Origin of the sequence: Roseovarius sp. MMSF_3350 (assembly GCF_030733425.1) — a bacterium.
Taxonomy (GTDB): Bacteria; Pseudomonadota; Alphaproteobacteria; order Rhodobacterales; family Rhodobacteraceae; genus Roseovarius.
Genome location: NZ_JASHIZ010000009.1, coordinates 127,073 through 152,746, shown reverse-complemented (window position 1 = coordinate 152,746; position 25,674 = coordinate 127,073). Strand labels below are relative to the sequence as shown.

Annotated in this window: 19 protein-coding genes; 9 read left to right on the top strand and 10 right to left on the bottom strand. The window is 66.0% G+C overall.

The features are described from left to right. From RBB31_RS10875 to yajC, 3 genes are all read right to left on the bottom strand, one after another. Positions 1-429 (bottom strand): TSUP family transporter (locus RBB31_RS10875; protein ID WP_306129314.1); only part of this gene is annotated, 429 nt, incomplete at its 3' end. Further along, a complete protein-coding gene (secD, locus tag RBB31_RS10870; protein WP_306129313.1) occupies positions 422-3,055 on the bottom strand; it encodes a protein translocase subunit SecD in 2,634 nt (877 codons plus the stop codon). The genes secD and RBB31_RS10875, both read right to left, overlap by 8 nt. A 56-nt stretch (positions 3,056-3,111) precedes the next feature. Next, positions 3,112-3,390, bottom strand: coding sequence for a preprotein translocase subunit YajC (gene yajC / locus RBB31_RS10865; RefSeq protein WP_306129312.1), 279 nt, complete (start codon positions 3,388-3,390; stop codon positions 3,112-3,114). A 219-nt stretch (positions 3,391-3,609) separates the two neighbouring features. Here yajC and serS point away from each other — a divergent pair, with 219 nt between their 5' ends. The 5 genes from serS (at position 3,610) to RBB31_RS10840 (ending at position 9,901) form a co-directional block, all read left to right on the top strand. Beyond that, the gene (serS, locus tag RBB31_RS10860) at positions 3,610-4,902 is read left to right on the top strand and encodes a serine--tRNA ligase (RefSeq protein ID WP_306129311.1); all 1,293 of its coding nucleotides are present in this window, start codon (positions 3,610-3,612) and stop codon (positions 4,900-4,902) included. Positions 4,903-5,094: 192 nt separating this feature from the next. Further along, positions 5,095-5,499 carry a hypothetical protein gene (locus RBB31_RS10855; protein WP_306129310.1) on the top strand — a complete coding sequence of 135 codons (405 nt, stop codon included), beginning with the start codon at positions 5,095-5,097 and terminating at the stop codon, positions 5,497-5,499. A gap of 92 nt (positions 5,500-5,591) precedes the next feature. After that, positions 5,592-7,469 carry a cobaltochelatase subunit CobT gene (gene cobT / locus RBB31_RS10850; protein WP_306129309.1) on the top strand — a complete coding sequence of 626 codons (1,878 nt, stop codon included), beginning with the start codon at positions 5,592-5,594 and terminating at the stop codon, positions 7,467-7,469. Between the two features lie 159 nt (positions 7,470-7,628). Beyond that, the gene (locus RBB31_RS10845) at positions 7,629-9,455 is read left to right on the top strand and encodes an aminopeptidase P family protein (RefSeq protein WP_306129308.1); all 1,827 of its coding nucleotides are present in this window, start codon (positions 7,629-7,631) and stop codon (positions 9,453-9,455) included. 104 nt (positions 9,456-9,559) lie between these two features. Further along, a complete protein-coding gene (locus RBB31_RS10840) occupies positions 9,560-9,901 on the top strand; it encodes a DUF427 domain-containing protein (protein WP_306129307.1) in 342 nt (113 codons plus the stop codon). 55 nt (positions 9,902-9,956) lie between these two features. On the opposite strand, the gene RBB31_RS10835 is transcribed toward RBB31_RS10840, so the two are convergent. Continuing rightward, positions 9,957-10,946, bottom strand: coding sequence for a fatty acid desaturase (locus RBB31_RS10835; RefSeq protein WP_306129306.1), 990 nt, complete (start codon positions 10,944-10,946; stop codon positions 9,957-9,959). Positions 10,947-11,096: 150 nt separating this feature from the next. Here RBB31_RS10835 and RBB31_RS10830 point away from each other — a divergent pair, with 150 nt between their 5' ends. After that, a complete protein-coding gene (locus tag RBB31_RS10830) occupies positions 11,097-11,801 on the top strand; it encodes a hypothetical protein (RefSeq protein WP_306129305.1) in 705 nt (234 codons plus the stop codon). On the opposite strand, the gene der is transcribed toward RBB31_RS10830, so the two are convergent. The 3 genes from der to RBB31_RS10815 form a co-directional block, all read right to left on the bottom strand. Next, entirely contained in the window at positions 11,798-13,261 is a 1,464-nt protein-coding gene (gene der, locus RBB31_RS10825) for a ribosome biogenesis GTPase Der (RefSeq protein ID WP_306129304.1), read from the bottom strand. The genes RBB31_RS10830 and der overlap by 4 nt on opposite strands. Positions 13,262-13,339: 78 nt before the next feature. Beyond that, complete coding sequence (locus RBB31_RS10820; protein ID WP_306129303.1) at positions 13,340-14,671, bottom strand: PQQ-like beta-propeller repeat protein; 1,332 nt, start codon at positions 14,669-14,671, stop codon at positions 13,340-13,342. Between the two features lie 56 nt (positions 14,672-14,727). Continuing rightward, entirely contained in the window at positions 14,728-15,405 is a 678-nt protein-coding gene (locus RBB31_RS10815; RefSeq protein ID WP_306129302.1) for a hypothetical protein, read from the bottom strand. Positions 15,406-15,641: 236 nt separating this feature from the next. Here RBB31_RS10815 and RBB31_RS10810 point away from each other — a divergent pair, with 236 nt between their 5' ends. Further along, positions 15,642-16,979: an efflux RND transporter periplasmic adaptor subunit gene (locus RBB31_RS10810; RefSeq protein ID WP_306129301.1), complete on the top strand. Its 1,338-nt coding sequence runs from the start codon at positions 15,642-15,644 to the stop codon at positions 16,977-16,979. Then, on the top strand, positions 16,976-20,860 hold the full coding sequence (locus RBB31_RS10805) for an efflux RND transporter permease subunit (RefSeq protein WP_306129300.1): 3,885 nt from the start codon (positions 16,976-16,978) through the stop codon (positions 20,858-20,860). The genes RBB31_RS10810 and RBB31_RS10805 overlap by 4 nt, the downstream gene beginning before the upstream one ends. A gap of 33 nt (positions 20,861-20,893) precedes the next feature. On the opposite strand, the gene RBB31_RS10800 is transcribed toward RBB31_RS10805, so the two are convergent. Together RBB31_RS10800 and RBB31_RS10795 are read right to left on the bottom strand one after the other, a co-directional pair. After that, positions 20,894-21,109: a hypothetical protein gene (locus RBB31_RS10800; RefSeq protein ID WP_306129299.1), complete on the bottom strand. Its 216-nt coding sequence runs from the start codon at positions 21,107-21,109 to the stop codon at positions 20,894-20,896. A gap of 284 nt (positions 21,110-21,393) precedes the next feature. After that, a complete protein-coding gene (locus RBB31_RS10795) occupies positions 21,394-23,211 on the bottom strand; it encodes an ABC transporter ATP-binding protein/permease (RefSeq protein ID WP_306129298.1) in 1,818 nt (605 codons plus the stop codon). A 166-nt stretch (positions 23,212-23,377) separates the two neighbouring features. On the opposite strand from RBB31_RS10795, the gene RBB31_RS10790 reads away from it, so the two are divergent. Beyond that, complete coding sequence (locus RBB31_RS10790; protein WP_306129297.1) at positions 23,378-23,503, top strand: entericidin; 126 nt, start codon at positions 23,378-23,380, stop codon at positions 23,501-23,503. A 112-nt stretch (positions 23,504-23,615) separates the two neighbouring features. Here RBB31_RS10790 and RBB31_RS10785 read toward each other — a convergent pair whose 3' ends face one another. Next, complete coding sequence (locus tag RBB31_RS10785) at positions 23,616-25,604, bottom strand: LysM peptidoglycan-binding domain-containing protein (RefSeq protein WP_306129296.1); 1,989 nt, start codon at positions 25,602-25,604, stop codon at positions 23,616-23,618. Between the last annotated feature and the right edge of the window lie 70 nt (positions 25,605-25,674).

Below are 25,674 nucleotides of genomic sequence, written 5' to 3'. Positions count from 1 at the left end.
CGCCGCGGCCCCTATCGCCAACAGACCCGGCTTGGTGATGCGGCGCGTATACCGCCAGCCAGCGATCAGCGCCGCCAGCATCCCCGCCGCAACGCCGGTGATGATCCAACGTACCGTGTCATTGTCCAGCAGGTCCAGCAGCGCCAGGCCCAGCGGCACCGTAACAAGGGCCGCCAGCACCAGGACACCGACCTCCTTCGGCTCCCCCTGCTGCCACGCCCGGCGCAGGATCACCGCGTTGCTTGCGATGCCCGTCAGCATGATCACCACGATCACTTCCTTGGGCGTGAGGAAGATATTGGCCACCGGCACCACGATCAGCGCCGTGCCAAAGCCGGTGAACCCGCGCACCAGCCCCGCGACACCGATGGCGAAACACAACCAGACCAGCCCCGGGGTGGCCAGCACCCCGCTCAGGACCTCAGGCATCTATATTCGCGAACTGCGTCCCGGCATTTGCGTCGGGCTTCGACCAGTCGCGTTTGACCCCCAGCCACAGCAGTACCGTGCTGGCCACGAAAACCGAACTGTAAGTGCCTACGATCACGCCCCAGATCATCGCGAAGACGAAGCCACGGATCACGTCGCCGCCCAGAATGAACAGTGCCAGCAGCGCCAGCAGCGTGGTGACAGAGGTCATCATCGTTCGGCTCAGCGTCTCGTTGATCGAGATGTTCAGCACTTCCTTCAGCGGCTTCTTCTTGTATTTTCGCAGGTTCTCGCGCACCCGGTCAAAAACAACCACCGTGTCGTTCAGCGAATAGCCCACGATGGTCAGCAGTGCCGCGATGATCGCAAGGTCGAACTGGATCTGCACCTCCGAGAAGATGCCGATGGTCAGCACCACGTCATGTACCAATGCTATGACCGCGCCCAACGCGAACTGCCACTCGAACCTCAGCCAGATATAGACCAGCACCGCGCCGATGGCCAAAAGCACCGCGATCACCGCCGTCTGGATCAGTTCGCCCGACACTTTCGGTCCGACGCTCTCGACCGAGGTAAAGGTCAGGTCGGGCACCACCTCCTGCAACGCCGCCTCGACCTCCGCTATGGTGGCCGCCGACACGCTTTCCTGATCATCCTGAGCTTGGATGCGGATCATGGTCACGTTCTCGTCCGGACCAAAGGTCGGGTCGAACACCTCGGTGATGCTCACGTCGCCCAGCTCCAGCGGCGTGATGGCGTCGCGGTACTGCCCCACGTCCACCGTCTCGGCGCTCTGTGTGCGGATCGTCGTTCCGCCGCGGAAATCGATGCCGAAGTTCAGCCCCTGCAACAGGAACGAGACCAGAGCGACCACGATCAGGACCCCCGACAGGCCCAGCGAAAGCTTCCAGCGCTTGAAGAAATTCCAGTCGGTGAACGTCGGCACCAGCTTCAGCGACCGTCCCTGCAACACGGTCTTGGGCCGCTTGCGCTCGAACCACATGACCGCGATCAGGCGCGTGACGAAGATCGCCGTAAAGACCGAGGTGATGATCCCCAGCCCCAGCGTTATGGCAAAGCCCCGCACAGGGCCGGAGCCCATGGCGTACAGTATCAGCGCGGTGATGAAGGTGGTGATGTTCGCGTCCGTGATCGCGCTCAGCGCTCTTTCGTAGCCAAGCTGGATCGCCCGCGACGCGCCCTTGGCGGTCTTCATCTCTTCCCGGATACGCTCGAACACCAGCACGTTGGCGTCCACGGCCATCCCGATGGTCAGCACGATCCCCGCGATGCCGGGCAATGTCAGCGTGGCCCCGATCAGGCTCAGCAGGCCGAATATCAGCCCCACGTTGATGATCAGCGCGATATTGGCAAACAGACCGAACACGCCATAGCTCGCCCACATGAAAACCAGCACCATCACGAAGGCCACGATGCACGCGATCTGACCTGCCGCGATGCTGTCGGCGCCCAGTTCCGGCCCGATCGTGCGCTCTTCGAGGAATTCAAGCTCTGCGGGCAGCGCACCCGCGCGCAGCAACACGGCAAGGTTCGTGCTGTCCTCTACCGTGAACTGCCCGGTGATGATGCCGGTGCCGCCGGGGATATGCGCCTGGATCACCGGCGCGCTGATCACCTCGTTGTCCAGCACGATGGCAAAGGGGTTGCCGATGTTCTCGGCGGTATAGTCCCCGAACTGCCGCGCACCCGTGGGGTTGAAGCGGAAGGAAACCGCCGGCCGCCCGTTCTGGTCGAAATCGGGCTGCGCATCCACCAACTGTTCGCCCGTCACCACCGGCGCACGTTCGAGGATGTAGAACACGCCCTCCTCGTCCACCGACGGCAGGATCTCGTTTCCGCCGCCCGGGTTCTCGTTGCCGTTCGTCGTGCGGCTCACAACCGGCTGGAATGTCAGCTGCGCCGTGGTGCCGATGATGTCCTTCAACTCCGCCGCACTGCCCACGCCGGGCACCTGGATCAGGATGCGGTCGGCTCCCTGCCGCTGGATCGTGGGCTCGCGCGTGCCCATCTCGTTGATGCGGCGTTCGATGATCTCGCGCGCGGTGCGCACGGTCTGCTCATCGCTGGCCTGCCGTTCGGCCTCGCTCAGCGTGACGACAATCGCGTCGCCCTCGACATTGACCGCGATGTCGTTCTGCCCCGCCCCAGTGACACTGGCCACCGGACGCGCCAGCCCGCGCACAAGGCTCGCGGCGTGCTCCGCCTCGCCGGGATTCTCGACCAGCCGTATACGCAATTCCGGCGCGTCGGTGTCCTGCAGGCGGATCGGCCCCACCCGGTCGCGCTCCTCGCGCAGCAAATCGCGGATCTCCGGCCACATCGCCTCGATCCGCGCGTCATAGACGTCCTCGACCTGCACTTCCGCCAGCAGATGCGCCCCGCCCCGCAGGTCGAGACCAAGGTTCACCAGCCCCGAAGGCAGCCAGTCGGGCCACATCTCGGCCTGTTCCTGCAGCCCCTCGCCTTCGCCGCCCATCTCAAGCGCCATGGTGGCGTCGTTATGGGTCTCGACCCGGGAATAGAACGCGTTGGGCATCGCCAAAGCCAAGCCCAAGGCCACGACGCCCCAAATCACCACACGTTTCCAAAGGTCGATCTGAAGCATCTGTAGTGCCTTTTATGTCTCTAGAGGGTCTGTCGGCCGGGCTGAGCGCCCCGAAATCAGTCGGCGGGCTCGGTCTTGGACAGAACCTGCGCCACGGTGTTGCGCACGATGCGCACCTTCACGCCCTCGGCGATCTCCACCTCGATCTCCTCACCTTCCTTCACGCGGGTCACCTTGCCGATCATCCCCCCCTGCGTGACGATCTGGTCACCCTTGCGCAGTGCGGCCACCATCGCCTGGTGCTCTTTCATCTTCTTCTGCTGCGGACGGATTAGAAGGAACCACATGATCGCGAAGATCAGGATGAGCGGGATGAATTGGCCAATGGCTTCCATGCGAATCTTATTCCTTTTCGGGCTTTGCGAGCACCCCGGCCCGCGTTTGCGCGAACCTAAGTCCGGCTTTTGCGTTTTGCAAGGCGCGAACCGGGGGGCCTGCGGCAATGTCGCAGGGGCGCCGCAAACGCCTGTATATGGAATAAATCGGCTATTATCCCTCGCGCGTTACTTGCTACAACCCACCCCACGACTCAACCTGACGCAAGGACCAAGACGATGCACGACATCCGCGCCATCCGCGAAAACCCCGCCCAGTTCGACGCCGCCATGGCCCGTCGCGGGGTGTCGAGCGCGTCGTCCGAGATCCTCGCGCTGGACGAGGACCGCCGCGCCAAGATCCAGGCCGCCGAGACCGCACAGGCCGATCAGAACAAGGCCTCCAAGGAGGTCGGTGCCGCCAAGGCCAAGGGCGACGAGGCCGAGTTCGAGCGCCTGCGCGCGCTAGTGTCCGAGAAAAAGGCCGAGGTCGCCGCGATGCAATCCGAGGCCAAGGCGCTGGACCAGAAGCTCACCGACCTTTTGATGACCCTCCCCAACCTCGCGCTCGACGACGTGCCCGAGGGCGAGGACGAGGACGACAATGTCGAGCTGAAACGCTGGGGCACCCCCCGCGAGTTCGACTTTGCCCCGGTCGAGCATTACGACCTCGCCGGCGTCAAGCCCGGCATGGATTTCGAGCTGGCCGCGAAACTCTCCGGCTCCCGCTTCGTGGTGCTCTCGGGCGCAGTCGCCCGCATCCACCGGGCTCTGGCGCAGTTCATGATCGACACCCATGTCGAGGAAAACGGCCTCTCCGAGACCTGGACCCCCGTACTGGTCCGCCCCGAGATGATGTACGGCACCGGGCAGTTGCCCAAGTTCGGCGAGGACAGCTACGAGACCACCAATGGCTGGTGGCTGGTGCCCACCGCCGAGGTAACGCTGACCAATATCGTCAATGGCCGCGTGGTGGACGAGGTTACCTTGCCCCGCCGCTACGTCGCGCACACGCAATGCTTCCGCTCCGAAGCGGGCAGCGCGGGCAAGGACACCGCCGGCATGCTGCGCCAGCACCAGTTCGAGAAGGTCGAGATGGTCTCGGTCACCCATCCCGACACCTCCCTCGAAGAGCACGAGCGTATGACGAACTGCGCAGAAGGCATTCTCGAACGCCTCGGCCTGCCCTACCGTACAATCGTCCTTTGCACCGGCGACATGGGCTTCGGCGCGCGCAAGACCCATGACATCGAGGTCTGGCTGCCCGGTCAGGGCACCTATCGCGAGATCAGCTCGGTCTCCGTTTGCGGCGATTTCCAGGCCCGACGCATGAATGGCCGGTTCAAGCCCGCGGATGGCGGCAAGCCGCAATTCGTGCACACGCTCAACGGCTCGGGCCTCGCCGTGGGCCGCTGCCTGATCGCGGTACTGGAAAACGGCCAGCAGGCGGACGGCTCGGTCGACCTGCCCGAGGCGCTGCACCCCTACCTGCGCGGCAAGACCCGGCTTCTGGCGGACGGCTCGCTGGGCTAAGCCGCCCCCGAACGCTTCCGGCGTCCCCACGCGTCCCGGGCTTGACCCGGGACCTCTTCTTTCACGTGCGATGCCCACCGCCCGCCACATTGACCAATCCTTAACCGTCCCGCGGCATCCTTACCGCCGTGAAACAAATTTTGTATATACGCCGTATTGACGCAAAATATACACGCGTCATAAATTCGTTACATGAAAACTGAAAAGCACACCCTCGCGGCGGCGGCTTTTCTGATAACGAGCACGCTGGCCGCTCCATCGAACGCCCTGTCCCTCGCCGAGCAGGCACAGGCCTTCGCCACCTGCGCCGGGCGCTACTCCGCCATGGCCACCCGCCAAAGCGCGACCCACAATCCCGACAGCGACGCGACCCGGCAGTTGCAAACCAGCTTCGAATCCCTGTTGGAGGCCACCCTGCCCCATGCCGCCGAGGCCGGCATAGACCCGCGCCGCGCCCGCAGCTGGCAGGCCTCGGGCTGGTCCGAAATGGCCCACCTCATGCGCCTGCAACAACGCAGCGCCGACGCCACCCATGCCGACCGCGCCGCCCGCGACATGCGCCGCCGCCTCTCCACCTGCCGCCAGCTCATCCTCTGACGCGGCAATTTCCGCGCCGCGCCCACTGGTCATTCCGCGCCCGTCAGCCTAGGTTGCATTCCTGAAACCGCAGCGTGACAGGGCCCCGCAGAATGGCGCAATCCGACAACCCCGCCGACCCCTTCAAAAAGGCGCTGGCAGAAGCCACGAAGGTGCTGGCCGACGACCCGGAACTGAACGTCTCCTACTCGGTCGATCCCGCCGGCGTTTCGGGCGATTCCATGCGCCTGCCCCAGATCAGCCGCCGCATGACCCGCGACGAGGTGCTGCAGGCCCGAGGCACCGCCGACGCGCTGGCCCTGCGCCACAAGTATCACGACGCGGCCACCCACACCCGCTACTGCCCGCCCGGCAACATGGCCCGCGACCTTTACGAGGCGATGGAAACCGCCCGCTGCGAGGCGATGGGCGCCCGCCACATGCCCGGCACCGCCGGCAATATCGACGCCAAGATCGGCGCCGAGGCCCGCCGCCGCGGCTATGACCAGATCACCGACCCCGCCGAGGCGCCGCTGGCCAATGCCGCGGGCTACCTCATCCGCCACCTCGCCACCGGGCGCGAGCTGCCCGACGGCGCGCGCAACGTCATGGAACTCTGGAAGGGCTTCATCGAGGAACAGGCCGGCGGCACGCTCGAAAACCTCCAGGCCAAGCTCTCCGACCAGTCCGAATTCGCCCGCTTCGCCCGCCAGATCATCGACGACCTGGGCTATGGCGATCAGCTGGGCGACGACCCCGACGCGCTCGACGACGACGAGCAGGAGCAGGAGGCCGAAACGGACCAGGACGAAGAGGAACAGCCCGACAGCACCGGCGAGGATGACAGCGACGAGGCCGAGGCCGACGCCGATCCCGAGCAATCCCAGGACCAGCAGCAGGACGAGGCGCAGGCCCAGGTCAGCATGGACGACATGGCCGACCAGGAAATGGGCGATGAAACCGAGATGCCCGAAGGCGAGGCGCCGCTCGATCCCCCCGCGCCCCAGCCCTTCTCGGACGCCGACCCGAACTACGCCGTCTACAATTCCAACTTCGACGAGGAAATCCACGCCGAGGACCTCGCCGAGCCGATCGAGCTCGAACGCCTCCGCGCCTTCCTCGATCAGCAGTTGGAGCCGCTCAAGGGCGCCGTCAGCCGGCTCGCCAACAAGCTGCAACGCCGCCTTCAGGCGCAACAGAACCGCTCCTGGGAATTCGACCGCGAGGAAGGCATCCTTGATGCCGGCCGCCTCGCCCGCGTGGTGGCCAACCCCACCACGCCGCTCAGCTTCAAGGTCGAGAAGGACACCGAGTTCCGCGACACGGTCGTCACGCTCCTGCTGGACAATTCCGGCTCCATGCGGGGCCGTCCTATCTCGATTGCCGCCATCTGCGCCGACGTCCTCGCCCGCACGCTGGAACGCTGCAACGTCAAGGTCGAGATCCTCGGCTTCACCACCCGCGCCTGGAAAGGCGGCCAGAGCCGCGAGGCATGGCTGAACGAAGGCCGCCCGCAACTGCCCGGCCGCCTCAACGACCTGCGGCACATCATCTACAAGTCCGCCGACGCCCCGATGCGCCGCACCCGCGCCCATCTGGGCCTGATGATGAAAGAGGGCCTGCTGAAGGAAAACATCGACGGCGAGGCGCTGGAATGGGCGCATCGCCGCCTTGCGGGCCGGCGCGAGGCGCGCAAGATCCTGATGGTCATCTCCGACGGCGCGCCGGTGGACGATTCCACCCTGTCGGTGAACCCGGCGAACTACCTCGAAAAGCACCTGCGCGACGTGATTGCCATGGTCGAGCGCCGCAAGCAGGTGGAACTTCTGGCCATCGGCATCGGCCATGACGTCACGCGCTACTACAACCGCGCCGTCACCATCACCGACGCCGATCAACTGGCCGGGGTGATGACCGAACAGCTCGCCGCGCTTTTCGACAGCGACCCGCGCGCCCGCGCCCGCGTGATGGGCATGCGCCGCGCCAGCTAGGCCCCTGAAGGATCCAGAAATACTCGGCATCGTGCATGCGGAATTTTGCAAAATTCCGCGCTGGAAAATTCCAATTTTCCAAACCGATTTCTTGCAAGAAATCGGCCCCTGTCACAGCCGCACTTGCACTTCACCCCGCGCGGCCCTAGCACTTTGCCCATGACAGATTTGCCCGACACCGTCTTCCAGTCCTTTTCCGGATCCTCCTCGCCCGACCAGGGCCCACCGCGCCTGAAACTCCTGCGCGCTGAATTGGAGCGTGACGGCATCGACGGCTTCATGATCCCCCGCGCCGACGCGCATCAGGGCGAGTACGTGGCGCCCGGCGACGAGCGTCTGGCGTGGCTCACCGGCTTCACCGGCTCCGCGGGCTTCTGCATCGTGCTGCGGGATATCGCCGGCATCTTCGTCGACGGCCGCTACCGGGGTCAGGTCCGCGCCCAGGTCGACACCGATCACTTCACCCCCGTCGACTGGCCCGACACGCGGCCCGCAGGCTGGCTAAAGACCCACCTGCCTCGGGGCGGCACCGTGGCCTATGACCCGTGGCTCTACACGCCCGAGCAGATCACGGCGATCGAAGAGGGCCTCAAGGGCACGCAAATCACGCTCAAACCCACCGACAACCTCATCGACCGCACCTGGCCCGACCGCCCCGCCCCGCCCACCGGCGCCGTGCGCGTCTACCCCGACGACCTCGCCGGCAAATCCCATGCCGACAAGCGCAGCGAGCTTGCCGCAACCCTGCGCGAGGACGGCCACCGCGCCGCCATCCTCACCCTGCCCGATTCCATCGCGTGGCTTCTGAACATCCGGGGCAGCGACATCCCCCGCAACCCGATCCCGCACGCTTTCGCCATCCTGCACGACGATGCGAAAGTCGACCTCTACATTGACCCCGCCAAGCTCGACAACGCCGTGCGCACCCATCTGGGCGACGATGTCACCCTCGCCATGCCGCAGGATTTCACCCCGGCCATCAGCGCCCTCTCCGGCCCCGTCCGGCTCGACCGCGGTTCGGTGCCCCTTCGCATCGTGTCGCTGCTCGAGGACGCAGGAACCGAAATCGCCTATGACGGCGACCCCTGCATCTTGCCCAAGGCCTGCAAGACCGACGCCGAGATCGCCGCCACGACCGAGGCGCATCTGCGCGACGCCGCCGCCATGTGCACTTTCCTTGCATGGTACGACGCACAATCGCCCGGCACGATCACCGAGATCGACCTGGTGAAAAAGCTCGAGGCCTGCCGCCGCGCCACCGGCGCCCTGCTCGACATCTCCTTCGACACCATCGCCGGCTCCGGCCCGCACGGCGCCCTGCCGCATTATCGCGTCTCGGAGGCAACCAACCGCACCCTGCAAGAGGGCGACCTGCTGGTGCTCGACAGTGGTGGGCAATATCAGGATGGCACAACCGACATTACCCGTACGCTCGCCGTGGGCCAGCCCGGCGACACCGAACGCGCTGCCTTCACCCGCGTGCTTCAAGGCATGATCGCCATGAGCCGCGCGCGCTGGCCCAGGGGCCTTTCGGGCCGCGACCTCGACGCCATCGCGCGCTATCCTCTATGGCTGGCCGGGCAGGATTACGACCATGGCACCGGCCACGGCGTCGGCGTGCATCTGTGCGTCCACGAGGGCCCGCAGCGCCTGTCGCGCGCCTCGACCGAGCCGCTCAAACCCGGCATGATCCTGTCGAACGAGCCGGGCTACTACCGCGAGGGCGCCTTCGGCATCCGCATCGAGAACCTCGTTGTCGTCACCCCCGCGCCCGCCCTGCCCGATGGCGACCACACGCGTGAAATGCTGCACTTCACCACACTCAACTACGTACCCATCGACCGCCGCCTCATCGATGCGGACACGCTCACCGGCACGGAACTCGAGTGGCTGAACGACTACCACGCCACCTGCCGCACCCGGATCGGGCCGCGCCTCGACACCACCGCGCGCCACTGGCTGGAACAGGTGACCGCCCCGCTGTGACATCCCCCTGTCACACGGACGGGTCACACAAGCGCGGGCCAACGGGTTGACACCGGGCCGCGTCCCGGTGCCTATGACACAACACGAGGGAAGGAAGAAAAGACATGGCAGCGATCACGATCCACAAGGCAGAGGGCACATGGACGGTCCGCGCAGGCGGCGCGGTGCTGGTCGAAAGCAGGAACGCACTGGTTCTGGCCGAGGATGGCCTGAACGATGTCATCTATTTCCCCCGCGAAGACATCGCAATGGCCTTCCTCGACGAAAGCGACCACCGCACGACCTGCCCGCACAAGGGCGAGGCCCGCTATTTCTCGATCGTCACCAAAAGCAAGACTTTGGAAAACGCCGCCTGGAGCTACGAGGACCCCAAGTCCGACGTGGCCCGCATAAAGGACCACCTCGCCTTCTACTCTTCCGATGACGTGACGGTGGAAAAGGTCTGACGCGCCAGATTATTCGTACGAATAATCTTACCTGAAATTCTTCGTACGAAGAATTTCAGGCCCCCGCGACCATACCGCGCCGCGCTCGTCGGCAGGGGAACGGCACCAGCTTCTCGCTCTCTTCATCCCACAGCTTGAGCCGGAAACTCGCCAGCGCCTCGCGCCAGCGGATCTCGTCATGCACCCGCAACTCGTCGGGCAGGTTCTTCTGTGCCCGGCGCAGGTTATAGGACGGGATCTGCGGGTTGTAGTGATGCAGATCGTGATAGGCGATGTTGCCCGTCCCGATATCCCACCAATGCCCCAGGTCCAGGCTCGACGAGCCTTCCAGCGTCGCCTTGCGGAAATCGAGGTCGGGCTTGCGGTCCCAGTAGGTGTCCTCGAAATTGTGCTGCAAGTAGACCAGGAACACCCCGATCACGCCGGCCAGCAATGCGCTCGTGCCCAGCACCACCAGCCCTGGCACGCCCAAGAACGTCCAGACAATGGCGACATATGCGGCGACGGCCAGGTTGTGCGCAACCACGCCCCACGGACCCACCTTCATGGTGTTCACCGGCCAGCGATAGGCGATGAAATAAGCGTAGATGCCGCCCAGGCTCAGCATCACGACCGGATTGCGATAGATCCGGTACCACGTCCGCGTCCAGACCCCCGCCTCGCGCCATTCCTGCAAGGTCATGGTATAGACCTCGGTGGTCTCGCGGTGCTCCAGGTTGCCGAGATAGGCATGGTGCTGGTTGTGATTGAACTGCATCACCCGGTAGGGCGTCAGCGAAAACACCGACAACACATGCCCCGCCACGTCGTTCAGCCACCGCGTCGCGAAGAGCGAGTAATGCCCGCAATCATGCTGCAACACGTAAAGCCGCACCGACGCGAAGGCCAGGATGACCACGCAGGGCAGCACCGCCCACCATGCAGGCCATGCCCACGCGCCCAGGCCCAAGGCGGCGAAATAGGCCGCGAAACTCGCGCCATAGCTCAGCGCGCCCATCGCATCGGACTTGCGCGTGTAATCCCTCAGATAATCGCGGATTGTCATGGCGAAACGCCTCCACAGGCAGGAAATCCGTCAAAAAACGTAACCAGAAACACCCTTTACAGGTTCAATTTGAAACTATTTCAGTCATTTGCAAGAGTCGGCAGCGAAATTCCGTCAGGCCGCCTCCCGCAGCGAAAAATGAGAGGCATCATGTTCAAGGTCAAGGCCGTCTTCGCGCTCGTCGCCGCCATCCTCTTCGCCCTGTCCCCGGTTTACAGCGCCGGCTTCAACGGGTTCAGCGCCGACCAGTTCCCGATCCCGCAGGACACCCCCCCGGTGCAGCCCGCGGGCTATGCTTTCTCGATCTGGGGGCTGATCTATATCTGGCTTCTGGCCGGGGCGCTCTTCGGGCTCTTGAACCGCCACGACGATCCCGCCTGGGACACCATGCGCTGGCCCTATATCGCCAGCCTTGTCATCGGCGCGGCCTGGATCCCGGTGGCCAATATCAATCCCGCCTGGGCGACGGTCCTGATCTGGATCATGTGGGCCACCGCAGCGCTGGCCTTCCTGCGCATGGGGCACCGCGACCGGATCTGGCTGCGCGCGCCGATAGCCCTCTATACCGGCTGGCTCACGGCGGCATCCTGCGTGGCGCTCGGCCTCTTTCTGGCGGGCTATGGCTATATCTCTGAACAGACCGCCGCCCTCGCCATGATCGCGCTTGCCCTCGTGCTGGCCGCCATTCTGCTGACGCTGCGCCCCGACACGCCGGAATACGCCGTCGCGGTCGTCTGGGCCCTGATCGGCATCGGTGTCGCCAATGTCGACCCCGTCAACTGGCCGGTGCTGGCGCTCTGCGCCGCGGGCCTCGTCGCACTGTCGGTGCTGGCCCTGCGCACGTCCCGCGCCTAGCCCTGCCCGCGCCCCTTGATGTGCTTGCGCAGCTTCGACGGCCCGGCCTTTTTCTTTGCCTTGTAGGGGTTCTTGTCCGACTGTGACCGCAGGGTCAGGCGGATGGGCGTGCCCGGCATGTCGAAATCGTCGCGCAACCCGTTCACCAGATAGCGCGAATAGCTCGCCGGCATCTTGTCGGGATGGCTGCACATCACCACGAACCCGGGCGGCCGTGTCTTGGCCTGGGTCATGTAGCGCAGCTTGATCCGCCGCCCGCCCGGCGCGGGGGGAGGGTGCGCCTCCAGCATCCCCGTCAGCCAGCGGTTGAGCCGCGCGGTGCTGACCCTCCGGTTCCACACGTCATAGGCCTTCTCGACCGCGGCACGCAACCGGTCCAGCCCCTTGCCCGTCTTGGCCGAGACCGTCACCAGCGGCGCGCCGCGCAGCTGCGGCAACAGCCGCTCGAACGCCTCGCGCAGGTCGCGCAGCTTGCCCTGCTTGTCGTCCTCGATATCCCACTTGTTCACCGCCACGACCACCGCCCGACCCTCGCGCTCGGCCAGGTCGGCGATACGCAGATCCTGCTGCTCGAACGGAATGGCGGCGTCCAGCAGAACCACCACGACCTCGGCGAACTTCACCGCCCGCAGCCCGTCGCTCACCGACAGTTTTTCCAGCTTTTCCTGTACCTTGGCCTTCTTGCGCATCCCCGCCGTATCGAATACCCGCATCGGCAGCCCGTCCCAGTCCGTCTGCAACGAAATCGCATCCCGGGTGATCCCCGCCTCGGGTCCGGTCAGCAGCCGATCTTCGCCCAGGATCCTGTTTATCAGCGTGGACTTGCCCGCGTTGGGCCGCCCCACAACCGCCACCTGCAAAGGCCGCGCCTTGGTGGGCTTGCGCACACCGTCGGGATCGGCCTCGCCATCCTCGTCCACGGCCACGTCCACCTCGGGGGCTTCCGCCTCGGCCCGCTCGGCATAGCCGTCGGCCAGCGGCAAAAGCGCGGTGTAAAGGTCGTGCATCCCCTCGCCATGCTCGGCCGACAGGCGGATCGGCTCGCCCAGGCCCAGAGAATAGGCCTCCAGCACACCGGCATCGGCGGCGCTGCCCTCGGACTTGTTGGCGGCGACAAAGACGTGATCCGCCCGCTTGCGCAGGATCTCGGCGAACATCTCGTCCAGCGCCGTCACCCCGGCCCGCGCGTCGATCAGGAACAGGCACACATCGGCCATGTCCACCGCCCGCTCGGTCAGCTTGCGCATCCGGCCCTCGAGGCTGTCGTCGGTGGCATCCTCCAGCCCGGCGGTGTCGATCACCGTGAAGCGCAGGTCGGCCAGCCGTGCATCCCCTTCCCGCAGATCGCGCGTCACGCCGGGCTGGTCGTCGACCAGCGCCAGCCGCTTGCCCACAAGCCGGTTGAACAGCGTGGATTTGCCCACGTTGGGGCGGCCCACGATTGCCAGTGTGAAACTCATCTTGTCAGGCTCCGGATCGGATGAACCGCGCCCTGCGCATCAGGGCCCTTGAGGCCGCCCAGTTACACCATGTCCGGCTTAACGGAAAGCCATCAACTGGCCCTTGGACGACACGACATAAAGCGTGCCTCCGGCCACAACCGGGTTGGTCGTCGCCCCGCCCGGCATCTGCACCTGTCCCAGCGCCGCGCCGTTCGTGGGGTCATAGAACCGCATCAACCCGTCGCTCGACGCGATGATCAGGCGGCCACCGGCAATGATCGGCCCGTGATGGGCAAATATCCGCGCCTGCTTCTTGGGCTTCGACTTGGTGAAGAACGGCAGTTTCACGCCCCACAGCCGCCGCCCGTCGGACTTGGCCAGCCGCAACAATTCGTTTCGGTCCGACACCATGAAAATGGAATCACCCGCCGGCCACACCCGGTTCAGCGGTCCGTCCGCTGCAGTCCACAGTCGCTCGCCATTGCCCAGGTTCAGTGCCACGGTCCGCCCGGTATGATTGCCCGCAAAGATCGTGTTGCCGTCGATCACCGGGTCGCCGGTGACATCGGCGATCTGCCCGCTGGAATAGCCCTGCCGCCTGCCCGCGATCTGCGCCGTCCAGCGCCGCAGCCCGCCTTTCAGGAACGCGCCCTGCACCTCGCCCGAGCCGAAACCGAAGACCACGTACTTGTCCGTCACCGCAGGCGACGGCGCGCCCAGAACGTTCTGGATGTCCGGCGTCGCCTCCAGCTGCCAGGCGATGCGGCCGTCGGTGCGGTCCAGCGCCCAGGCCAGCTCGTCGCCCGCCACCACGTAAACCAGGTCGCCCGCCACCGTGGGGCTGCCCGATCCGGTCGCGCGCAGGTTCTGCTGCCATTGCTGGGTGCCGGTCGAAGCATCCAGCGCGGTCAGCAGGCCAAAGCCGGACGACACGAAAAGCTGCCCGTTGTCATAGGCCAGACCGCCGCCGCTGCCATCGATGCTGCTGTCGTTCGCGGGCACCAGGTCGCGGGTCCAGACCTGCTGGCCCGCGGTGGTAAAGGCCGAGACCTGCGCTCGTGCATCGAGCGTGTAAACCATGCCACCGCCCACCACCGGGTCGGCGGTGATGCGCGACTTGCGCCCGTCGCCCTGCCCGATATTGGCCGTCCAGGCCAATTGCGGCGTGCCGAGCAGCGCCGGATGCGCCACGCGGGTGCGGGCGTTGGAAATACTCTGGGCCCAGCTGGCGTTGCTACGGGCCGCCGGCAGGGCCAGAGGCGGGACGCTGCCCGTCACCGTCTGCGCCGCCAGATCCGGCTCGCCCTGCTCGGTCTGAAGGATCTCGCTGATCTCCTGGCGTTCGCCGGTCAGGATGTTTTCCTTCTTGGTACAGGCCGCGACGAGGCACAGCGCACTCAGGCCAATCACTCCCGCTAACGTCTTCACCGCTGTCGCCCCCGTACTTGTCCTCGCGTCGGCCCGGGTCCGGGCCTGGGTCACGCCTAGTTGCCGTCGGTCGTGCCGCCCGGCTCCTCTTCAATGTCACCGTCCAGCGCAACAATCAACTGCTCGGCACGCCGACGCAAGCCCGCTGTGGCTTCCGCACTCTCGTAGATCCCGCGCAGCCGCTCCAGCGCAGCGTCCCGGTCGCCGGCCTCCAGATCGACCAGCGCAAGCTGCTCCTCGGCCAGCAGACGAACGATCCCGCCGCTCGCCGCCATGCCTTCCAGCCGGGCGCGCTTGTCTTCGTTGCTCAGGCCCGACCCGGGCAGGGCCACGGCCTTGAGGGTCGCGATCTGGCGATAGACCAGCGGCACATCGGGCGAATCCGCCAGCGTCAACAGCTGCTCGACCGACTCCGGGGCGATCTCCGCCCCGCTCTCACCCGCTGCCAGCAGGCCGACAATGGCCTTCGCCCCGCCGGTTTCGGGCTGGATGGCGTCCAGCGCCGCGGTGCGGGCCGCGCGGTCCTCCTCGCCCAGCGCCGCGATGATCGCATCGCCCAGCGCCTGCGCCTCGGCCCGCTCCTGCGCCTTGCGCCATTCGTTGTAGGCCGCGCCGCCCACCAGCAACAGGACCGCCAGAATGCCGATCCATCCGTACCGCTTGAAATTCCGGTACAGGCGGTCGCGGCGGACCTCTTCGGTCACCTCGTCGATGAAACTGTCAGACTGGCTCACTCCGGGCTGCCTTTCCTTGCGATTTCGCCCCTCTTACCGTGTCGTTCCGGCCCTGCCAAGGGGCGCGCGGCACGCTCTGCCGGCCAGCGCCCGCACGGACACCTAGACCGGCTTGATCATTCCGCTGAAAAGAACTAATCTGAACTCGATAGTTCAGCGCATAACGCACCAAGACGCATGGCCTTGCGGGCCAAGTGCCTGTAAACACATGTAGACGACGCTCAGAAAGCCTTTTCATGCGACTGTTTCCCATTCTCGCCGCCATTCTGGTCAGCGCAATGATCTATGCCCTCGTGATGGAACGCGAGCGCATTGCGGCACTTTTCGCCGCAGAGGGGGATACCGAACAGACCGAGGCGGTCACGCCGGGCACCGAAGAGGCCGACCCGCTGGCCGAAACCGAGGAAGAGCGCGATGGCACCGTCGGCGTCGTGGCCCTGCGCTCCACCGCCCGTACCATCGACAGCGCCGTCACTGTAAGAGGCCAGACCGAGGCCGCCCGCCAGGTCGAACTGCGCGCCGAAACCGCCGGCCAGATCGTCTCGGACCCGATCCGCAAGGGCGCCTTCGTGGACGAAGGCCAGACCCTCTGCCAGCTCGACCCCGGTACGCGCGAGGCCAACCTGGCCGAGGCGCTGGCCCGCCTGGCCGAGGCCAAGTCCCGCATCCCCGAAGCCGAGGCCGCCGTACCCGAGGCCGAGGCCCGCATCGAGGAAAGCCGCGCCCGCCTGGTCGAGGCCCGCGCCGTGCTCAGCGAGGCAGAGATAAATGCCAACGCCGCCGACAAACTCTCTACCGACGGCTTCGCCTCGCAGACCCGCGTGGCCCAGACCAAGGCCGCCGTCGAAGGCGCCAAGGCCCAGATCACCAGCGCCGAGGCCGCACTCAAGGCGGCACAATCCCGACAGGAAACCGCCGCCGCCGGCATCGAGGCGGCCCGCTCCGGCGTACAAAGCGCCGAGGCCGCCGTGGCCTCCGCCCGCAAGGAAATCGACCGGCTGACCATCAAGGCGCCCTTCTCCGGCCTGCTGGAGTCCGACACCGCCGAGCTTGGCAGCTTCCTTCAGGCCGGCACGCTCTGCGCCACCGTGATCCAGCTCGATCCGATCATGCTGGTGGGCTACGTCCCCGAAACCGAGATCGGCAAGGTCAGCCTCGACGCCCCCGCCACCGCCCGGCTGGCCTCGGGTGGCACCGTCGAAGGCACCGTTACCTTCATCTCCCGCGCCGCCGATCCCACCACCCGCACCTTCCGCGTCGATATCCGCGTCCCGAACGAGGATCTCTCCCTGCGCGACGGCCAGACCGCCGAGATCCGCATCGACTCCGCAGGCGTCAAGGCGCATCTCCTGCCGCAATCGGCCCTCACGCTCGACGATGACGGCGCTCTCGGGGTCCGCATCGTGACCCCGGACAAGACGGCCCGGTTCAAGCCCGTGACCCTGCTGCGCGACAGCCCCACCGGTGTCTTCGTCACCGGCCTCGACGACACCTCCGACGTCATCATCATCGGTCAGGAATTCGTCGCCGACGGCGTGCCGGTGAAACCCGCCTACCGCGAGGCGATCCAATGACCGGAATCGTCGACTGGGCCTCGCAGCGCGCCCGGATGGTGATCGCCTTCATCATCCTGTCGATCGTCGCCGGGACCACAGCCTACATATCCCTGCCCAAGGAAGGCGAACCGGATATCGAGATCCCGGCCCTCTTCGTCTCGGTCAACTTTCCCGGCATCTCGGCCGAGGATTCCGAGAAACTGCTGGTCAAGGTCATGGAAACCGAGCTTTCAGACCTCGACGGTCTCAAGGAAATGACCGGCACGGCGGCCGAGAACTACGCCGGTGTCGCGCTGGAATTCGAATTCGGCTGGGACAAGACCCAGATCATGGCCGACGTGCGCGACGCCATGAACGCCGCCGAGGCCGATTTTCCCGAAGGCGCCGAGCAATACACGATCAACGAAATCAACTTCTCCGAATTCCCCATCATCATCGTGTCTCTCTCCGGGCCGGTGCCCGAACGCACGCTGGCGCGCATCGCCAAGGACCTTCAGGACCGGCTCGAAGGGCTCGAGCCCGTGCTCGAGGCCGGCATCGCCGGCAACCGCGACGAGATGGTCGAAGTGGTCATCGACCCTCTGCGGCTCGAAGCCTACAACGTCACCGCGAACGAGCTTCTGAACGTCGTCCAGAACAACAACCAGCTCATTGCCGCGGGCGAGGTCGACAGCGCCCAGGGTGCCTTCTCGGTCAAGATCCCCTCCTCTTTCGACGACACGCGCGACATCTACGACCTGCCGGTCAAGACGAACGGCGACCGCGTCGTGACGCTGGGCGATCTTGCCCGTATCAACCTCACCTTCGAGGACCGCGCCGGCACCGCCCGCTTCAACGGCGAGACGGCCATTGCCCTGCAAGTCGTCAAGCGCAAGGGCTTCAACATCATCGACACCGCCGCGCTGGTGCGCGAGGTCGTGGCCGAGGCCGAGGACAACTGGCCCAGCGAACTCCAGGTCGCGGTACAGGTCGACACGTCCAACGACCAATCGCGCATCATCGCCTCGATGGTTTCGCAACTCGAAGGCTCGGTGCTGACCGCCATCGCGCTGGTGATGATCGTCACTCTGGCCGCTCTCGGCATCCGCCCCGCCCTTCTGGTGGGGTTCGCCATCCCCACCTCGTTCCTGCTCTGCTTTGCCTTGCTTGCCGTGATGGGCGTGCCGGTCTCGAACATCGTCATGTTCGGCCTGATCCTCGCCGTGGGCATGCTGGTGGACGGCGCCATCGTCGTGGTCGAATACGCCGACAAGCGCATCGCCGAGGGCGAAGGCCCGATGCACGCCTACGTGGCCGCCGCCAAGCGCATGTTCTGGCCCGTGGTCAGTTCCACCGCCACCACGCTCTGCGCCTTCCTGCCGATGCTCTTCTGGCCCGGAGTGCCGGGGCAGTTCATGATGATGCTGCCCGTCACGCTCATCTTCGTGCTGTCGGCCTCGCTGTTGGTGGCGCTGGTCTACCTGCCCGTCATGGGCGGCGTCACGGGCCGCATCGAACGCTGGTTCACCCAGCGGATCGACTCCATCGCCACCACACGCTGGTATCTCCATATCGCGCTCGCCGTGCTCGCCCTGGGCGGCCTGATGCTGGCCGGTCAGGCCATTGGCCCCCTCGCCCAGCAGGCCGGGGCACAGTTCGCGGGCATGGACGGCGGCAACATTCTCGGCTCGGTCATCCCGTCGCTGCTCACCGCATTCGGGCTGGGTCTGGGCATGGTCATCGCGGGCGGCGTGGCCCTCGCCGGCGCGCTGACCGCGCTCCTGTGCGTGCTGGCTTTCTTCCGCCGCCTGTCGCTGCTGTGGCAAAGCCTCGACACCTGGCAGGCGCGCAAGCTGCCCTTCCCGGTGGCCCGTGGCCTGATCTTCGCGGCCGCCGCCATCGGCGTCGCCTGGGCCTCGGGCATCGGCTGGACCGCCGCGATTGTCGTCGCCCTGATCGTCTTTGGCGCCATCGCCATCGGGCAATACACCCGACTGCACCGCGCCCGGCGCGTCGACGCGGGCTACCGCCGCTCGCCCTTCGGCTGGGTGATCCATGCCATCGCCGCCAACCCGATCATGCCGCTGGTGGCCTTCTGCGCGATCTTCGTACTCGTCGGCTCGGTGCTGATGTACTACGTGAACAACAACAACGGCACCGAGTTCTTCGTGGAATCAGAGCCCGAGAACGCCATCGTCTACGTCCGCGCCCGCGGCAACCTCTCGATCGGCCAGAAAGACGCGCTGGTCCGCGAGGCCGAAGCGGTCGTGCTGGCCCATCCCAACGTCCTGTCGGCCTTCTCCTTCGCCGGCGATGGCGGGCTCAACAACAACACCGGCGGCGCGCAGCCCCCGCTCGACACCATCGGCCAGGTCCAGTTCGAGCTGATCAAGTGGGAGGACCGTCCGACCACCTATGAGACGTGGTTCACCATCCCGGTCCTCGACTATGACGTGCAGCGCCGCGTCAACGACCCCGTGGCGGACGGCGAACGCACCATCGACCAGCTGACCGCGCAGCTTGAACAGATCCCCGGCATGAAGGTCGAGATCCTGTCGCTCGAACAGGGCCCCGCCTCGGCCAAGCCCGTGCACCTGCGCCTCAAGGGCGACAACTGGGAAGAACTGCAAGCCTTCACCGCCGCGGCCCGTGAGAAGTTCGAGGGCACCCGCGGGCTGGAACTGATCGAGGACACGCTTCCCCTGCCCGGCATCGACTGGCAGATCGACGTCGACGTGGAAAAGGCGGGCCGCTTCGGCGCCGACGTGGCCACCGTGGGCGCGATGGTCCAGCTGGTGACCCGCGGCATCCTGCTCGACACCATGCGCGTGCCCTCCTCGGACGAGGAAATCGACATCCGCGTCCGCCTCCCCGAGGAGGACCGTGTGCTCTCAACCCTCGACACGCTCAAGGTCCGCACCAATGACGGCCTCGTGCCGCTGTCGAACTTCATCACCCGCCAGCCGGTGCCGAAACTGGCCCAGATCGACCGCGTCGACCAGACCCGCTATTTCGACGTCAAGGCCGCCGTGACGGACGGCCTGACCGTCACCACCACCGGCGAAAACGGCGAGGAAACCCAGGTCCCCCTCACCGCCAACGAGCGGATCGAGACCCTCACCCAGTGGCTCGAAACCACCGACATGCCGCGCAGCATTTCCTATGAATGGACCGGCGACGCCGAGGACCAGGAGGAATCAGGCGCCTTCCTGCAACAGGCTTTCCTCGGCGCCCTGGGGCTGATGTTCATCATCCTGCTGGCGCAGTTCAACTCGGTCTACAACGCCATTCTCGTGCTTCTCGCGGTGGTGCTTTCGACCACCGGCGTCCTGATCGGGATGCTCGTCATGAACCAGCCGTTTTCCATCATCATGACCGGCACCGGAATCGTGGCGCTCGCGGGCATCGTAGTGAACAACAACATCGTGCTGATCGACACCTACCAGGAATATTCCCGCTACATGCCGCGGATTGAGGCGATCACCCGCACGGCCGAGGCGCGCATCCGCCCCGTCCTGTTGACCACGATCACCACCATGGCGGGCCTTGCCCCGATGATGTTCGGCCTCAGCCTCGATTTCTTCGCCGGCGGCTACACGTTCAACAGCCCCACCGCGCTCTGGTGGAAACAGCTGGCGACCGCGGTGGTCTTCGGCCTCGGCATCGCCACGGTGCTGACGCTGGTCTTCACCCCCTCCATGCTGGCCCTGCGCATCTGGGCCACCACCTACGTCCTCTGGGGCGCCCAGCTTCTGGCCAAGCTCTCCTTCGGCCGCACCAGCCGCGCCGCACGCGACTGGGCCCTCTCGCGCCAGGCCGCCCGCGTCCGCGCGCCCGAGATCATCTGGACGGAAAGCGTTTCCGATGTCGCCTACCAGGACGACACGCCCAAGGACAAATCCCTCCGTGCCGCCGAGTGACCCTGCGTAGGGTGGGTGAAAACCCACGTCCCCTCACGCTTCATGCGCCGACGCCAGGTGCAGCGACACGACCCATTGTCCGTCAGACGTCTCGCCATCAAAGACCACTTCCTTGCCAACCTGCAATGCCAGCCGAAGCCCGGGAAAATCGGACTTCCTCGCCCGGAACAGGGGATTTGCGGCCGTCGCGCACCAGATATGCGCGACATCTCCATCTTCCGAAAAATACAGAATCGTCCCGCGGTACATGTCACCTCTTGCTCAGCGCGCCGTCAGCGTCGGCCGTTCGCACCAAAACCAGAAGTAACTCGTAAAAACGCGGCCAGGGACTCGCGCTCTACCGCATGTCGCCCAAACTGTTCCACAGGAAAATAGCCGGATGACGCGACGTATCCAGCAAAGAAAATCCAAGCCTTCAAACAAGGGAAATTCGTCCGCCGGACCGGGGCGCGACGCGCGGTTTTTCGCCGGTGCGGGCCGCCTTGTCCTCCACGACGCGCCTCATGCGCCCGGCCCGTGCTCTCTTTGGCGACTCAGGCCGCCCGCTCCCGCTCGCTGGCCTGCCGCGCCCACAGGCCGGCATAGCGACCCTCACGCGCCAACAGCTCGGCATGGGTGCCTTCCTCGACGATCCGTCCGTCTTCCAGCACCACGATCCGGTCGGCATCGGCCACCGTCGACAGCCGGTGCGCAATGGTGATCACCGTGCGCCCCTCGCCGGCCCGGCGCAGCGCGTCCTGGATCTCGCGCTCGGTCTCTGTGTCCAGTGCCGACGTGGCCTCGTCCAGCAGCAGGATCGGCGGGTCCTTCAGCAGCGTGCGCGCAATGCCAACCCGCTGCTTCTCGCCACCCGACAGCTTCAGCCCGCGCTCGCCCACCTGCGTCTCGTACCCCTTGGGCAAGCTCTCGATGAATTCGTGGATCTGCGCCGCCTTCGCCGCCGCCTCGATATCGGCCTGCGTGGCCCCCTCGCGGCCATAGGCGATGTTGTAACCGATCGTGTCGTTGAACAGCACCGTGTCCTGCGGCACCACGCCGATGGCCGCGTGCAGGCTTTCCTGTGTCACGCCGCGCACGTCCTGCCCGTCGATCTCCAGCGCCCCGCCGCTCACGTCATAGAACCGGAACAGCAGCCGCCCGATCGTGGACTTGCCCGACCCCGAGGGCCCCACCAGCGCCACGGTCTCGCCCGCCGCCACGGTCAGAGAGATGCCGTGCAGGATCGGTCTTTCGGGGTCATAACCAAACGAAACGCCCCGAAATCGCACTGCCCCGCCTTCGATTTTCAAACCTTTTGCATCCGGATCGTCGGTCACATCCGGCGTTTTCTCTAACAAATCGAACATTTCCGCCATATCGACCAGGCTCTGCCGAATCTCGCGGTATACCGTGCCCAGAAAGTTCAGCGGCATGGTGATCTGGATCATGTAGGCGTTGACCATCACGAAATCGCCCACCGTCAACGCGCCGCTCTGCACCCCCATCGCGGCCATCACCATCACCGCCACCAGCCCGCCGGTTATCAGAAAGCTTTGCCCGACATTCAGGAAGGCCAGCGAATAGGATGTCTTCAGCGCCGCCGTCTCGTAGCCTTCCATCGCGCGGTCATACCGCGCCGCCTCGCGCCCCTCGGCGCCGAAATATTTCACCGTCTCGAAATTCAACAGGCTGTCGATGGCTTTCTGATTGGCGTCGGTGTCCTGCTCGTTCATCCGCCGACGCAGCTTCACCCGCCACTCCGTCACCTTGAAGGTAAAGATCGTGTAGGCCGCGATCACCCCCATGACCACGGCAAGGTACGAAAAGTCGAACAGCGTCCACAGCACGACGCCAATCATCAACAACTCCAGGATCAGCGGCCCGACCGAGAACAGCAGGAACCGCAGCAGGAATTCGACGCTCTTCACCCCGCGCTCGATGATCCGGCTCAACCCGCCGGTCTTGCGCGTCATGTGAAAGCGCATCGACATCCGGTGCACATGCTCGAACGTCTCCAGCGCCAGCCGCCGCAGGCCGCGCTGCGCCACAGGGGCGAAAATCGCGTCGCGCAACTGCTGGAAGCCGACGTTCATCAGCCGCGCCATGCCATAGGCCACGGTCAGACCGATGGCGCCCGCGCCCAGCATCCACGCCGCCGTCTCGCCCTCCCCGGCCAGCTTGTCCACCGCCGCCTTGTAGAAAAAGGGCGTGCCCACGGCCACGACCTTGGCCATGACCAGCGCGATCATCGCAAGCACCACCTTGCGCTTGGCCCAGGTCTGCCCCTCGGGCCACAGGTACGGCGCCACGCGCCGGATCACCTGCAAGCCGTTCTCAGGCATTTCCGTCGCTGTCGTGGGTCTTCGCCGCATCTGGTCTCCTTCGCTTGTGCGTCACATAGGCCAAGCCCGTTCCCAAGGCCAGACGCACCGCCGCACAGGAGTGTCGCAGTTTTTGCATTTGCCCCGGAACCAAACCCGGCGTCCCGCGTTTCCGTGCCAAGCGCAGGCAACGTGCCTCGGTAAACGGAGAAAGAACATGCGTTTCATCGCAGCTCTCACTGCCCTTTTCGCCCTCGCCGCGTGCGAGACGACCGAAGGGTTCGGGCACGACCTGTCCAACCTCGGCGACAGCATCGAGGAAGAGGCCGAAGAAAACGATTGAGCCCTCTTTCAGGTGGCGTCGTGATCCCCGATCCAACCTTTATTACGGCGTTTGCCAAGGAAAGTTACAAAGGCCCCGGCGCATCCCGCGTCGGGGTTTTTCCTTGCCGGGCCTACTCCGCATGGTCGGGTATGGTAAAGACCTGCCCCGGATAGATCAGGTCGGGGTCTCGGATGCGGTCGCGGTTGGCTTCGAAGATCCGCACATACTCGATCCCCTCGCCGTAGTTGCGTCGCGAAATCCCCCACAGCGTGTATCCCGGCTGCACCGTCACCGCCTGCACCAGCTTGCCCGCCTGCGTGGCTTCGGCCAGCAGGGTCTCGTCCTCGCGCTTGAACGGGGTCTCGACCCGGCTGGTGACGTTGCCGTCGGCATCCACCTCGTCGATCCGCAGCGTATAGACGCCGGTATCCACCTCCGGCAGGTCCGACTGCCAGCTGCCATCCGCCTCGATCCGCGAGGTCGTGACCGGCGTGTTGTCCAGGTAGACCCGCACGAACCCGTCCTTGGCGCCCCGGCCGGACAGTTCAACCTCGCCGGTGTCGGAATAGCTGATCGCGTCCAGCGCCACGACAGACATCACGTCGGGGCTGGCATCGCCCGGCGCGGGTTGGATCACGCGCACGCCATCCGCGTCGGACATCAGCACCGCCGCCCCCGGCGCATCATCGCTGACGCCGCTCGCGCCATCGCCAGTGCCTTCGGCGGCAGGGCTTTCGTTCGCCTTATCGCTGTCCTGCCTCGTCCCGGCCTCCCCCGTCACCGCAGCCGTCACCGTCTCGCCATCCCCGGCGCCCGTGGTGTCGGTTTGCTCCGTGCCGGCCGCCCCCGTGGCCGCGTCTTCGCTTTCGCCCCCTGTGGCGGCGGCGGCTTGATCCACTCCGGCGGCGCCTGTCGCCGCGTCGCCGTCTTCGGTCTGCATGGCAACGGCGGCCTGATCCGTCCCCGCATTGTCCGGCGCCGTGGCGTCACCTCCTGTGCCTGTGGTGGCGGCTTGCTCCGTACCGGCCTCGTCCGCAGCCACGTCGTCCCCTTCGGCCTCGGTGGCAGCAGCAGTCCCGCTCGCGTCAGCCGCAGTGTCCGACTGCAACTCGGGCGCAGTCCCGGTCTGCGCCCCGGTCTCTCCATCCTCGGCTTCTGCCTCCGGCGCAGCGGCCCGCGCCTCGGTCTCCTGCGCGGCCTGCGACGTCTCACCGTCGCGCGCCGGTGCCGCGGGGTCAGACAACGCCGCCGTCTCGATCTCGGGCGCAGCCTCCTCCTCCTCCACAGCATCAGCCACGGTGTCTGCGCTCGTCCCGTCCGGCTCCACGGCCTCTACCGGCTCGGCAGCCTGCGTTGTCGTGTCGGCAGGCGCCACGGCCTGCGCCTCGTCATCAGACGTCGCACCCTCCGGCCCCGAGGCCTCCAGCGCCGCGACCGCATCCCCGCCGGCCACGTCCGGCTGCCTCGGCGCCCGCAGCGGCGCGATGATGATTTCCCCTTCGCTGACAACATCTTCGCCCGTCTCCGGCGAACGCATGCTCAGCGACAGTACCCGAGGCTCCTCGCTCGGGTCGACCGTCACGAACTCCACGAACTCGCCATTGCCCTCGGGCACGAAACTGCGCAGCACGTCGCGGTCCAGCCGGATCGCGGTTTCCCAGCCCGGCTCGGCCCGCCCGGCCACCAGCATCCGGCCATCCGGGTCCAGCCGAAAGGTGTTGACCTTGGGCGGCGCCGGCATCTCCGACGCCGTATCGGCGGTCTCGGCCTCCGGGCGCTCTGCCGCGTCAGCCTCTGTTGTATCTGTGGCCTCGGCCTTTGCCGCGTCCTCCGCCTCCCTGGTTCCGGTCTTCGCCGTCTGCCCAGCCTGGCTCCCGGCGCTATCGGCCGGCGCCATCCCGTCGGTCTCAGGAGCCCTGCCCGCACCGCTCTCCGCCGTTGCGGTCTCCGCCGTGGGCGCGTCGGAACTGTCGCCAGCGCCGCCCGTCCCCCGCTCCGGTGCGTCCAGATCAGAATCGAAGACGCCCGCAACGTACAGTCCGACCACGACAACCAACGCCCCGACCGCCCCCGCGATCGCGGTACCGTATCCTCCGGCCATGCCAGACTGCTTGCTCATATCCCGTTATCCCCCGACCGCGCCGACAGCTCTGCGGTTGCAGGAGTTTAGCAACACCGGCTAGAACGGT

Excerpts from the sequence above, each read along its gene's own strand:
- RBB31_RS10845 (WP_306129308.1), top strand. The coding sequence starts at position 7,629 with ATGACAGATTTGCCCGACACCGTCTTCCAGTCCTTTTCCGGATCCTCC.
- yajC (WP_306129312.1), bottom strand. The coding sequence starts at position 3,390 with ATGGAAGCCATTGGCCAATTCATCCCGCTCATCCTGATCTTCGCGATC.
- secD (WP_306129313.1), bottom strand. The coding sequence starts at position 3,055 with ATGCTTCAGATCGACCTTTGGAAACGTGTGGTGATTTGGGGCGTCGTG.
- RBB31_RS10805 (WP_306129300.1), top strand. The coding sequence starts at position 16,976 with ATGACCGGAATCGTCGACTGGGCCTCGCAGCGCGCCCGGATGGTGATC.
- RBB31_RS10810 (WP_306129301.1), top strand. The coding sequence starts at position 15,642 with ATGCGACTGTTTCCCATTCTCGCCGCCATTCTGGTCAGCGCAATGATC.
- RBB31_RS10790 (WP_306129297.1), top strand. The coding sequence starts at position 23,378 with ATGCGTTTCATCGCAGCTCTCACTGCCCTTTTCGCCCTCGCCGCGTGC.
- RBB31_RS10830 (WP_306129305.1), top strand. The coding sequence starts at position 11,097 with ATGTTCAAGGTCAAGGCCGTCTTCGCGCTCGTCGCCGCCATCCTCTTC.
- serS (WP_306129311.1), top strand. The coding sequence starts at position 3,610 with ATGCACGACATCCGCGCCATCCGCGAAAACCCCGCCCAGTTCGACGCC.
- RBB31_RS10800 (WP_306129299.1), bottom strand. The coding sequence starts at position 21,109 with ATGTACCGCGGGACGATTCTGTATTTTTCGGAAGATGGAGATGTCGCG.
- der (WP_306129304.1), bottom strand. The coding sequence starts at position 13,261 with ATGAGTTTCACACTGGCAATCGTGGGCCGCCCCAACGTGGGCAAATCC.
- cobT (WP_306129309.1), top strand. The coding sequence starts at position 5,592 with ATGGCGCAATCCGACAACCCCGCCGACCCCTTCAAAAAGGCGCTGGCA.
- RBB31_RS10840 (WP_306129307.1), top strand. The coding sequence starts at position 9,560 with ATGGCAGCGATCACGATCCACAAGGCAGAGGGCACATGGACGGTCCGC.
- RBB31_RS10835 (WP_306129306.1), bottom strand. The coding sequence starts at position 10,946 with ATGACAATCCGCGATTATCTGAGGGATTACACGCGCAAGTCCGATGCG.
- RBB31_RS10855 (WP_306129310.1), top strand. The coding sequence starts at position 5,095 with ATGAAAACTGAAAAGCACACCCTCGCGGCGGCGGCTTTTCTGATAACG.
- RBB31_RS10795 (WP_306129298.1), bottom strand. The coding sequence starts at position 23,211 with ATGCGGCGAAGACCCACGACAGCGACGGAAATGCCTGAGAACGGCTTG.
- RBB31_RS10785 (WP_306129296.1), bottom strand. The coding sequence starts at position 25,604 with ATGAGCAAGCAGTCTGGCATGGCCGGAGGATACGGTACCGCGATCGCG.